Source organism: Sphaerisporangium sp. NPDC049003 (assembly GCF_043197795.1).
Lineage (GTDB): Bacteria > Actinomycetota > Actinomycetes > Streptosporangiales > Streptosporangiaceae > Sphaerisporangium.
In genome coordinates this window covers 124,819-135,657 of sequence record NZ_JBICTU010000021.1, presented here as the reverse complement: position 1 = coordinate 135,657, position 10,839 = coordinate 124,819, and the positions used below count along the sequence as shown (strand labels likewise).

The window sequence follows — 10,839 nt, the reverse complement described above, 5'->3', positions numbered from 1 at the left end:
GGAGTCTCGGCCGAGGTGTCGCAGGCACACCGGGAGTTGCGGGCTCGACTGTTCAGACAGCGGCGGGCTCGGCCTTTGGGCTGCTAGCGTCGGCGGTCGTGAGTGAGAACGTGTACGTGGGTAGCGCGGACGTCGACGCGGCGGCCGACAAGGGGTGGCTGCTCGGGCACTTCAAGCCGTTCGGCGACATGCGGCACAGCGAGGACGTCGAGATCAAGTGGGGCGTGCACCCCCCTGGCGACGAGCGTGCCGAGTGGGTCACCGGCGAGAAGCGCACCGCCCTGCTCATCCTGATCAGCGGGCGCTTCCGGGTGGAGCTGCCCGGCCGCAGCGTGCTGCTGGCCAAGCCGGGCGACTACGTCGTGTGGGGCCACGGCGTCGACCACTCCTGGCGCGCCGAGGATCGGTCGGTGGTCCTCACCGTCCGCTGGCCCTCCGTCCCCGGCTACGCGGTGAAAACCCCGTGAGCGCCATGAGGTCATGGCCCGTTTGGCGGGTCGGTGGGAGCGGGCGTCAGGTCAGGCGGCCGGTGGAGATCACGTCGCGGTACCACAGGGCGCTGTCCTTCAGGGTGCGCCGCTGGGTGGCGAAGTCGACGTGGACGATGCCGAAGCGCGCGCTGTAACCCTCGGCCCACTCGAAGTTGTCCAGCAGCGACCACACGTAGTACCCCTCCACGGGGACCCCTTCGTTCAGGGCGTCGCGTACGGCCGCGAGGTGGTCGCGCAGGAAGGCGACGCGCCCGGCGTCGGCGACCCCGCCGTCCGGGCCCACCACGTCCGGGGCGGGCACGCCGTTCTCGGTGACCACGATCGGCACCTCGGGGTAGTCGGCCCTCAGCCGGGTGAGCGTGTCGTACAGGCCCCTCGGGTAGATCTCCAGCCAGTCGAGCTGCGCGGTGGGGTGCTTCAGGACGCGGTTGCCCCCGGCGTCGACGAAGCTCGGGGTGTAGTACTGCACGCCGAGCACGTCGACCGGCTCGCTGATCACGGCGAGGTCCCCGTCGAGGATGTGGTCGGCCATGGGGCTGCGTTCGGCGATCCACGCGAGCATGTCCTCGGGGTAGGCGCCGGTGAAGATGGGGTCGAGGTACAGCCGGTTCTCCAGGCCGTCCTGGTGTCGCACGGCCTTCGCCGTCTCGGGGTCGTCGTCGGCCGCGTAGGTGGGGTGCAGGTTGAGCGCGGGGCCGATGCGGCGGCCGGGATGCCGGTCGTGCAGGACGCGGGACGCCCGCCCGTGGGCGAGCAGCAGGTGGTGGAGGGCCACGAACGCCCGCCCGTCATCCTGGACGCCCGGAGCGTGGACGCCCCAGCGGTACCCGCACTCGACCACGGTCTTGGGCTCGTTGACGGTCAGCCAGTCGCGCAGGTCCAGGGCGTCGAACATGATCTCGGCGTAGTCGGCGAACCGCTCGGCCGTGTCCCTGTTCTCCCAGCCGCCCTTGTCCTGCAGCGCCTGGGGCAGGTCCCAGTGGAACAGCGTGGCCATGGGGTGGATGCCGCGCTCGCGGAGCCCGTCGGCCAGCCGGCGGTAGAAGTCGAGCCCCCGCCGGTCGGGCCTGCCTGCGCCGTCGGGCTGGACGCGCGGCCAGGCGATGGAGAACCGGTAGCCGCGCAGGCCGAGCGAGGACATCAGGTCGAGGTCCTCGCCGAGCCGGTGGTAGTGGTCGGCGGCCACGGCCCCGGTGTCGCCGTCCTTGACGTTGCCCGGGCCGGACGCGAAGGTGTCCCAGACGGACACCCCGCGCCCGTCCTCCTCGGTGGCGCCCTCGATCTGGTAGGCGGAGGTCGCCGCGCCCCAGACGAACTCCTCGGGGAAACGCTGCTCGGGCACGGTCTGCTCCTCGTGTCAGGCCGAGCCGCGCTCGACCAGATGCGTGTCCAGTATCACGACGGGCTGCTCCAGGCGCTCGCCGTTGATACGGGAGACCAGGAGCTGCGCCATCTGGCGGCCCATGGCCTCGGTGGGCTGGTGGACGCTGGTCAGCGGCGGCACGGTCTGGGCGGCGATGGCGGAGTCCTCGAAGCCGATCACCGCCACGTCGCCGGGTATCGCCCTGCCGTGCTCCTTGAGCACGCGCATCGCACCGATCGCCATCGCGTCGGAGGCGGCGAACACCGCGTCGAGGGTCGGATGCTCGCCGAGCAGCCGCTCCATCGCCTCGACGGCGCTGCTCTCGCTGAAGTCTCCATACGCGACGAGCTCGGGCATGCCGGTCGCCAGCAGCGCGTCGCGGTACCCGGCGAGCCGGTCGACGCCCACGCCCATGTCCTGCGTGCCGGCGATGGTGGCGATTCGCCGCCGCCCCCTGGCGAGCAGGTACTTGACCGCCTGCCTGGCACCGGCGCGGTTGTCCATGTCGACGTAGCTGAAGGGCGTGAACCCGACCGGCCGGCCGCCGAGGACGGTGGGCACGCCCATCTCCTCCAGCCGGCCGGGCAGCGGGTCGGCGCCGTGCAGCGAGATCAGCAGGACTCCGTCGACGTGCTGGCCGGTGAGGTAGAGCTCCAGGCGCTCGTGCTCGTCGTTGGACTGCGCCATGGTCAGGATCAGCTGGAGCCCGGTCTCCGACAGCGACGAGCCGATGCCGCGGATGATGCCCGCGAAGAACGGCTCGTCGAAGATGCGCTGCTCGGACTCGGACACGACCAGCGCGATCGTGTCCGTGCGCCTGGTGACCAGGGTGCGCGCCGCCCGGTTGGGCACGTAGCCGAGTTCGTCGATCGCCTGCTGCACGGCCTCGCGCGCCTTGTCGCTCACCTTCGGCGAGCCGTTGATGACGCGTGAAACCGTCCCGCGGCCGACGCCGGCGCGAGCGGCGACGGCCTCGAGGGTCGGTCGCGCTCCCGAGCGGCGGTCCCCGTTCATGAGAAGTGCCCCCTCCTAGAGTTCAGCCTTATTCTGCCGGACCGCGAAGGCCGCCTCGGCGAATAGTGTCGGCGTACCAATACGCACTGGCCTTGGGGGTTCTGCGCTGAGTGGGATAGTCGACGTAGACGAGCCCGAAACGCTTGCCGTATCCCCATGCCCATTCGAAATTGTCCATCAGGGACCAGGCGAAGTATCCCTTCAGCGGTATCCCCGCCTCGATGGCGGCGTGGCAGGTGCGCAGGTGCGCCTCGATGTAGGCCAGGCGCTCCTGGTCGTCCACCGTCTCCCCGGTCACGACGTCGTCGAAGGCGGCGCCGTTCTCCGAGATGACCAGGGGGATGCTCGGGTAGTCGCGGGAGACCCGCTGGAGCACCTCGTACAGGCCGATGTCGTCGATCTCCCAGCCCATCGAGGTGACCGGGCGTCCGCCGTTCACGAAGGACACGTGCTCGCTGCCCGGCCACGGGGACCCGGCGCCGGTCGGCGCGGCGGCGGCGGAGGCGGCCCCGCCCGGCTTCCCCGACACGGTGAAGCGGCTGTAGTAGTTCACCATCAGCGTGTCGAACGGCGTGGAGATCGTCTCCAGGTCGCCGTCCTGGATGAAGTCGATCTCGGTGACGGCGCTCAGGTCCGCGAGGACGTCCTCGGGGTAGGAGCCCTTCAGCAGCGCGTCGAGGAAGAACCGGTTCTGCAGGCCGTCGATGCGGCGGGCGGCGTCCAGGTCCGCCTCGTCCTGCGAGGCAGGGGTGATCGCGTACAGGTTGACCGACCCCCCGATCTGGGCGCCGGCGCCCTGGGCGCGCAGCGCCTGGACCGACAGGCCGTGGGCCAGGTTGAGGTGGTGGGCGGCCCTGATGGAGGCGGCCGGCTCGCGCCGTCCCGGAGCGTGCTCGCCGGAGGCGTACCCGAGGAAGGCCGCGCACCAGGGCTCGTTCACCGTGCTCCAGTTGCGGACCCGGTCGCCGAGGGCCTGGTGGACGCAGGCCGCGAAGTCGGCGAAGCGCTTCGACGTGTCGCGTACCGGCCACCCGCCTAGGTCCTCCAGCGCCTGGGGCAGGTCCCAGTGGTACAGGGTCAGCCAGGGCTCGATGCCGTGGGCGAGCAGCTCGTCCACCAGGCGGCGGTAGAAGTCGAGACCGGCCTCGTTGACCTTGCCCGCCCCGTCCGGCTGGATCCGCGGCCAGGAGACCGAGAAGCGGTAGGCGGTCAGGCCGAGGTCGGCCATGACCGCCACGTCGTCGCGGTAGCGGCGATAGTGGTCGATCGCGACCTCGGCGTTCTCGCCGTTGAGCACGCGGCCCGGCTGCCGGACGAACGTGTCCCAGATGGAGGTCCCGCGCCCGTCGGTGTCGATCGAGCCTTCGATCTGGTACGCCGAGGTGGCGGCGCCCCAGACGAAGCCGGTCGGGAACACCAGGGCAGGGGCGTCGGTCTCGGGTTGAGTCTCCTGCGTGGTCACGCTTTGACCGCACCTTCCATGAGTCCGCCGACGATCTGCCGGCCGAACGCGACGAAAACAACAATGAGGGGTAGAACCGAGAGGGCCGTGCCGGTGAAGATCAGCACGTAGTCGGTGGTGTGGGCCGCGGTGAGGAAGCTGATCGAGACCTGCACCGTGGGGTTGTCCGGGGTGAGGACGATCAGGGGCCACATGAACTCGTTCCAGTTCAACATGAAGGTCTGCAACGCCAGGACGGCCATGCCGGGCCGTACGGCGGGCAGGATCACGTTCCACCAGATGCGCATCGTGGACGCGCCGTCCACCCGGGCCGCCTCGACCAGTTCCTCGGGAACGGCCTGGTGGGTGTACTGCGTCATCATGAACACGCCGAAGCCGTTGAGCAGGTACGGAAGGATGACGGCCTTGAGCGTCCCGACCCAGCCGAGGCTGACCATGAGCTGGTAGAGCGGGACGATGCCCATCTGCTGCAGCGGGACCATCATCGTGATCAGGATGGAGCCGAGCAGCAGGTTGCGCCCGCGGAAGTGGAGCCGGGCGAAGGCGAAGCCCGCGAACGTCGAGATGATCACGACGGAGATCGTCACGGTGGAGGTGACGATCAGCGAGTTCGTCAGGCCGGCGAGGAAGTGCGCGTCCTCGGTGCTGAGCACCCGCTGGACGTTCTCGCCGAGGTTGCCTCCGGGAAGCAGCGGCGGCGGCACCTCGACGGCGTCGGAGTTGGTCCGCGACGCGATGATGACCATCCAGTAGATCGGGAAGATCGACAGCAGGATGGTGAACAGCAGGGAGATCTTGGTGAGCGGTGTGGCGCGGAAGGGGTCCCGCTTGCTCCTGGCGGCGGCCCGGCCGGGCCTGACCTGCGTGATGGCGGTCACTTGCTGCCCCCGATCCGGCGGACGAACGCGTAGTTGATCGCGACGCCGAGGAGGATCAGGATGAACAGCAGCCAGGCGGCCGCCGCCGCGTAGCCGTAGTCGAAGTCCCTGAACCCCTGTTTGACGATGTACATCGCGATCGTCTGGAACTGACCGGTGCTGCCGCCCTCCATCCGGTTGCTGCCGAACATGACCGGTTCGGCGAAGAGCGTCAGCCCGCCGATCGTGGAGACGAAGACCGTGAAGATGATGGTCGGGCGGATCATCGGCAGCGTGATGCTCCAGAACTGCCGGCGGGGCGAGGCCCCGTCGATCGACGCCGCCTCGTAGAGGTCGCGGGGGATCGTCTGCATGCCCGCGAGGTAGATGATCGCGTTGTAGCCGGTCCAGCGCCAGTCGACCATGGTGGCGATCGCGGTCCAGGACGACCACTTGGCGTTCTGCCAGTTGATGTTGTCCACGCCGAGGGACCCGAGCACGTAGTTGATCAGGCCGAAGTCGCGGCCGTAGAGCTGGGTGAAGACGATGGCGACCGCGACGACCGAGGTGACCAGGGGGAGGAGCACTCCAAGGCGGAAGAACAGCCGCCCCCGGATCCGCTTGTTGAGGGCGTTGGCCAGCATGAGCGCGAGGACCAGCTGCGGCACCGTCGCCAGGACGAAGATGCCGACGGTGTTGATCACCGCGTTCCAGAAGTCGGCGTCGGTCAGCAGGTTGCCGTAGTTCGCGAGGCCGGTGAACTTGGCGTCGCCGCCGGCCAGCTCGTAGTCGTGGAGCGAGACCCACAGGGTGAAGACGAGCGGGAACAGGCCGAAGATCGCGAAGAGGATGAAGTACGGCGAGATGAGGAAGTAGGGCGTGGCCTTCAGGTCGAGCTGGGACAGGAAGCGGCGTGAGGATCCCGATTGGTGGCGCCCCGGCCGGTAGGGGGGAGGCGCGGGATCCGCACGTTGGGCGCGGACGTTGACGCTCATCGGAATTCCGGGGCGGGTCCCCTGGCCTTCAGCCGTGGGGAGAGTGCCCCATTCTCCTTCTTTCGTCGAAAGCGATGTGTGGTGTGCCCGCCGCCGCGCGATGAGCACGATCGGCGGGAGTGCCACGGAGGCAGGGGCTGCCCTTGCGGCGGCATGGGGGGTCCTCCGGTCGATGAGCCGCGAACTTTCGGCCCGTGTGGGGTGGGCACTACGGGGCCTGTCCGTCGGGAGGAGGTCAACGATCTACCTTTCGGCGCTCGGAGCGAAGGGCGGCAGCGTGGTTCCGCTGCCGCCTGCCGCTCAGGAGGGGAGGTCACCGGCCCCGCCGGAGGGTTGCCACGGGGGGCCGGTGACGTTCGGGAACGATCAGCCCGCCGCCTTCTGGCCCGCCTCGACGAACTTCTGCCATGCCTCGCCGTAGGGCACGGCGCCCTGGTCCATGCCGATGATGATCTGCTCCACGGCGGCCTTCACCTGTGCGTGCTTCTCACCGAGGAAGGTCGGCTGGAGCGACTTGATGGACGGCCCGAAGATCTTGCCGATGGGCGCGTTGTCGAAGTACTCGTTGGTCGCGCTCTGGAGCTCGGGGTTGTCCTGCGCCGGGATGGTGCTGGGCAGGTTGCCGCCCTCCTTGAACGCCAGCAGCTGCGCCTCGGGGCTGGTCAGGTAGCTGGCCAGCTCGGCGGCCTCCTTCGGGTGCTTGGACTGCTTGGGCACCGCGAGCCAGGAGCCGCCCCAGTTGCCGCCGCCGCCGGGAACCGTCGCGACGTCCCACTTGCCCTTGAACTTGTCGCCGGCGGTGCCCGACACCACGCCGAGCATCCAGCCGGGGCAGCCGAGGGTCGCGAACTGCGACTTCACGAAGCCCGTGTTCCACGGGTCGGTGAAGTTCTGGAGCTTGGCGGTCAGACCGGCCTGGCTGATCTTCGTGGTGAAGTCGAACGCGGTCTTGACGGCCGGGTTCTTGTCCAGGATCAGCTGCTGGTTCTTGTCGAAGTAGGTGACGTTGCCGTTCTTGGCGGCCTCCTGCGACAGCACCACGTTGTAGATGGTGTTGACGCTGTCCACGAACTTGGCGTCCTTGACCTTGGCCTGGAAGTCCTCGCCGGCCTTGACGAAGGCGTCCCAGCCGCCGCTCCACAGCTTCGAGACCTCGTCCCGGTCGGTGGGCAGTCCGGCCTTCTTGAACAGGTCCGTGCGGTAGCAGATGCTCATTCCGCCGACGTCGGTGCCGAGGGCGAACAGCTTGCCCTCCGAGTTGATGCCGTTCTCCCACTTCCACGCGGGGAAGTCGGCCTGACGGCTCTGCAGGCCGTACTGACCGAGATCGGTGAAGAACTGGGGCCGGGCCTTGGCCAGGCCCATGCCGCCCTCGTCGATGCCAATGACGTCACCGGCGCCGGTGCCGGACTGGAACCACTGCAGCATCTGGGGCCAATAGACGTTCTCGAAGCTGTCGGTCAGGTTGTTGTACTTGACCTGCACATTCGGGTGCTCGGTGTTCCACTTCTCAACGGCGGCCTTGTAGCCGAAGTTGGTGCCGCCGCCGAAGGTCTGCAGCGTGAGGGTGATCTTCTCAGCGGGTGCGGCCGATGACGAGCTGCCGGCGGTGCTGCCGGTGTCGCTGGACGAGCACGCGGTGGTGATACCGAGCGCGGCGGTCATCACCGATGCGACCGCGAGCATTCTGCCGCGGCGCATGTTGTTCTTCATTCCGGACCCCTCTCAGGTGGTTGCCCGATCGTTGGGAGGTGGCATCGAGGGCCGGCCCCGACAGTCGGGCCCCGCGATGTGCTGGATCCCTCAGTCGTGATCCCGCGAGGGCTTCCTCGCGAGCGAAGTTTGGGAGCGCTCCCACGAAGAGTCCCCGATAGGCAATGCTGACGTCAATATGCTGAAACCTAACTGTTACTCCTGGGGCTGTTAGGAGCTTGAAATCAGACGTTGAGCGCGATAAGGGCCATTGGAGTTATTGGGAGCGCTCCCATCGCTACTGGCACAGTCGGGCGCAAATCATCCATGCGCCACGGCTCACACAAGATCATCAAGGTCCCAGGGCCCGGAAAGCCCGATGCCGTACGGCCGGCGGAGTGGGTCGCCGGCCGTACGGCACCGGGGTGGACGGGCGTCCTCCATGGGAGGGGAAGGGCGCCTTCGATGGTCCGGAGGGGCGACCCCCTGCGAGAGGGGCGCCAGGGAGGTGGTTGTCAGGCGGCGTAGCTCGGGTAGCCGTAGCCCACGACCTGGGAGGTCGGGCGGGTACGGATCTCGACCTTGCCGTTGCCCGTGTTGCCCTCGACGGTCTTGATCGTCCCGTCGCCGTTGTCCTTGACGACGAAGCCGACGTGGTCGATGTCGTCCAGGCTCTTGCCGCGGCCCCAGTCGAAGAAGACGACCGCGCCGGGCCTCGGAGTGCTGCCCCAGCGGTCCTGGGACGCGAACCACTTGGCGTGCGCGACGGTGTAGGCGTCGGTGCCGACGGTGTCCTGCATGCCGAGCTGGGTGCCGACCCAGGAGACGAACATGTCGCACCAGGCGGCGTCGGCGTACCCGGCGATGGTGCCGCTGTCACGGGCCACGGTCTCCCTGGCCCTCGGAGTGCTCATGTACCAGGAGTGGAACTTGGTGCCGCCACCGGCGCTGTTCTCGGAGATGCCGACCTGTCGCTCCGCGAGGCTCAGCAGCTGCTCGGCGGAGACCCGCCTCACGGATTCCGGAGCCTGCACGGTCATGGGCGCCTCGGCGCCGGCGAGGTTGTGGATCGTGTCGTCGGCGGAGGCGTTGGCCGCGAGGGCCGTGCCCGTCACCGCCTGGGCGAGGACCAGGCCGCCGAAGGCGAAGGCTTTGAGATGGTTCTTCGGGGCGTCCAGAAGCCGATGTATCGACATTGACAAGGGGATACTCCTTCTTCCAAGCCGCCTACCGGGTTAGCTGACGGGTTCGGGCGTGGAAGTTCGCCCTACGGGATCGTCCGTGGGAGTGACGATCCCGATTCACCCCAGAGGAGGTGGGTCCCCGGCTCCGCGCGATGCGGACTCGGCGTAGCGCGTAGCGGCGGGAGAGGGATCTCCGCAGTGGACCGAGCCGCGCTGTGCAATCTCCACGGCACGAGCGGGGTACTCAAACGGGCAGTACCTGTGCCAGGAGTCCACTCAGAGTAATACATCGGACAAACACATGCAAACAGGACAAACCTCTGGGCTATGACGGGGGACTGGAGGGCAAACCTGCCTTGACCGCGCCGGGGCCGGTGGCCTCCGGGCTGGGGTTCACCCGCCTTGACCTGGGTACGGAGGAGCGCTCCTGCCGCCGGGCGCGACCTCGGCGCCATCGGCGGCACCGGTGCGGAGAGTCGGGATGAGCCGGGCGAAAGTGATAGTTGTGATGCCTCGCACCGCTGGTGTCAAGCGGGCTGGAGTGACGAGGGCACACGGATGGTGCGTGAGGCACGAGGCACCGGAGGTCCGCCTTGGGAACCGGGATCTCCGGCACCGACCCCGCGGAAGGGAGGCGGCCCGGCCGGACCACAACGAGAACAGCGAGACCTGGCTGATCCGTCGTTGTCCTCCGTTCATCGGTTGTTCCCCCCTGCGTCGGGTCACCCGGTTACGTTGCTTGCGTCGTGAAAGTGTCAATGCCCGGCGTGGAGAGGAACGGTCGAAGCCGCGTGCGGGAGCAGGTGCCGGCCGTAGCCTGGGTGGAGTCGCCCCTCCAGTTGCTGTGCGCGGTCGAGGCGCGGTACGCCGGGGTCGTCGGGGCGGGCACGCGCGTGGTGACCCGCGCCAAGCTGCCCGGGCTCCGCGTCACCCGCACGGAGCTGACCACCCTCGACCTGCCCGCCGGGCTGGAGATCGAGACCGCCGAGGGCGGGATGCCCCGTCCGGGCCGCGACTCCGCGTGGGTCCTCGGAGACGCCTTCTCCGGCAGGATGCAGCTCACCTCGCTCACCGCCGCGCCCACGCGCATGGTCCTGGTGGACGACGGCCTGGCCACGATCCGCCTCCTTGAGCTGCTCACCGCGAGGCTCGGCACCCCCCTCGTGCGCGCCCGCGCCAAGGCGAGCCCGACGCGGCGGATGCTGGGGGCGGCCGCCGCGATCCGGCTGCGGGCCGCCGCCCGGGCCGGACGGCTCACCGTGTTCACCGCGCTGCCCGTGCCCGCCGAGCTGGCGAAGGCCGTACGGGAGATCGGGGCCGAGCTGGTGACCCACGACTTCGCCTGGCTGCGCTCCCAGCCCGCGGTCGCCCATCCCCGGCCCGCCGAGAGCACGGTCGTCCTCGGCACGTCGCTGGTGCGAAACGGGCTGATCCACCGCGACCGCTACCTCGCCTGGCTCTTCGCCCTCAAGGGGCCGCTGGCCTACTACCCGCACAGGCGGGAGGACCCCGGCGACCTGGCGGCCGTCCGCGGCCACCCGGGCGTCACCGTGTACGACGGCGGGGTCCCCGTCGAGATGACCCTGCGGGACCTGCGGCCGGGGCAGCGGGTGCTGAGCCTGCCCTCCACGGCGGTCACCTCGCTGCGCGTCCTGCTGTCGGCGCGCGGCGTCCCCGTGGAGACCGTGGAGGTCCCCGACGACTGGTGGACGCCGACGGCGACGGTCTCCCTCCGATCACACCTCCAGATGTTCGCGCACGAAAGGGCTTCTCCTTGACCC

9 protein-coding genes and 1 riboswitch are annotated in these 10,839 nt (G+C 69.0%); of the genes, 2 read left to right on the top strand and 7 right to left on the bottom strand.

Annotated features, from left to right (window positions below; genetic code table 11):
- The first annotated feature begins 98 nt into the window (after positions 1 to 98).
- Positions 99 to 467, top strand: a complete 369-nt coding sequence (locus ACGFIV_RS23325) for a signal peptidase I (RefSeq protein WP_358559017.1) — start codon at positions 99 to 101, stop codon at positions 465 to 467.
- Positions 468 to 513: 46 nt separating this feature from the next.
- Here the strand turns inward: ACGFIV_RS23325 and ACGFIV_RS23320 are convergent, their stop codons facing one another.
- From ACGFIV_RS23320 to ACGFIV_RS23290, 7 genes are all read right to left on the bottom strand, one after another.
- Positions 514 to 1,833, bottom strand: a complete 1,320-nt coding sequence (locus tag ACGFIV_RS23320) for a GH1 family beta-glucosidase (RefSeq protein ID WP_358559015.1) — start codon at positions 1,831 to 1,833, stop codon at positions 514 to 516.
- Between the two features lie 15 nt (positions 1,834 to 1,848).
- Positions 1,849 to 2,868 carry a LacI family DNA-binding transcriptional regulator gene (locus tag ACGFIV_RS23315; RefSeq protein ID WP_358559013.1) on the bottom strand — a complete coding sequence of 340 codons (1,020 nt, stop codon included), beginning with the start codon at positions 2,866 to 2,868 and terminating at the stop codon, positions 1,849 to 1,851.
- Positions 2,869 to 2,896: 28 nt separating this feature from the next.
- Entirely contained in the window at positions 2,897 to 4,330 is a 1,434-nt protein-coding gene (locus ACGFIV_RS23310) for a GH1 family beta-glucosidase (protein WP_358559012.1), read from the bottom strand.
- Positions 4,327 to 5,208 (bottom strand): carbohydrate ABC transporter permease, encoded by an 882-nt coding sequence (locus ACGFIV_RS23305; RefSeq protein ID WP_358559010.1) that lies wholly within the window; start codon positions 5,206 to 5,208, stop codon positions 4,327 to 4,329. Before ACGFIV_RS23305 ends, ACGFIV_RS23310 begins: the two co-directional genes overlap by 4 nt.
- Entirely contained in the window at positions 5,205 to 6,182 is a 978-nt protein-coding gene (locus ACGFIV_RS23300) for a sugar ABC transporter permease (RefSeq protein ID WP_358559008.1), read from the bottom strand. Before ACGFIV_RS23300 ends, ACGFIV_RS23305 begins: the two co-directional genes overlap by 4 nt.
- Before the next feature lie 366 nt (positions 6,183 to 6,548).
- Positions 6,549 to 7,895 (bottom strand): extracellular solute-binding protein, encoded by a 1,347-nt coding sequence (locus ACGFIV_RS23295; RefSeq protein WP_392837597.1) that lies wholly within the window; start codon positions 7,893 to 7,895, stop codon positions 6,549 to 6,551.
- Positions 7,896 to 8,389: 494 nt separating this feature from the next.
- A complete protein-coding gene (locus ACGFIV_RS23290) occupies positions 8,390 to 9,070 on the bottom strand; it encodes a CHAP domain-containing protein (protein ID WP_358561109.1) in 681 nt (226 codons plus the stop codon).
- Positions 9,071 to 9,084: 14 nt separating this feature from the next.
- Positions 9,085 to 9,234: riboswitch (cyclic di-AMP (ydaO/yuaA leader) on the bottom strand.
- Positions 9,235 to 9,849: 615 nt separating this feature from the next.
- Here ACGFIV_RS23290 and ACGFIV_RS23285 point away from each other — a divergent pair.
- Positions 9,850 to 10,836, top strand: coding sequence for a hypothetical protein (locus ACGFIV_RS23285; RefSeq protein ID WP_358561111.1), 987 nt, complete (start codon positions 9,850 to 9,852; stop codon positions 10,834 to 10,836).
- Positions 10,837 to 10,839: the final 3 nt, after the last annotated feature.

Excerpts from the sequence above, each read along its gene's own strand:
- ACGFIV_RS23295 (WP_392837597.1), bottom strand. The coding sequence starts at position 7,895 with ATGAAGAACAACATGCGCCGCGGCAGAATGCTCGCGGTCGCATCGGTG.
- ACGFIV_RS23290 (WP_358561109.1), bottom strand. The coding sequence starts at position 9,070 with ATGTCGATACATCGGCTTCTGGACGCCCCGAAGAACCATCTCAAAGCC.
- ACGFIV_RS23315 (WP_358559013.1), bottom strand. The coding sequence starts at position 2,868 with ATGAACGGGGACCGCCGCTCGGGAGCGCGACCGACCCTCGAGGCCGTC.
- ACGFIV_RS23300 (WP_358559008.1), bottom strand. The coding sequence starts at position 6,182 with ATGAGCGTCAACGTCCGCGCCCAACGTGCGGATCCCGCGCCTCCCCCC.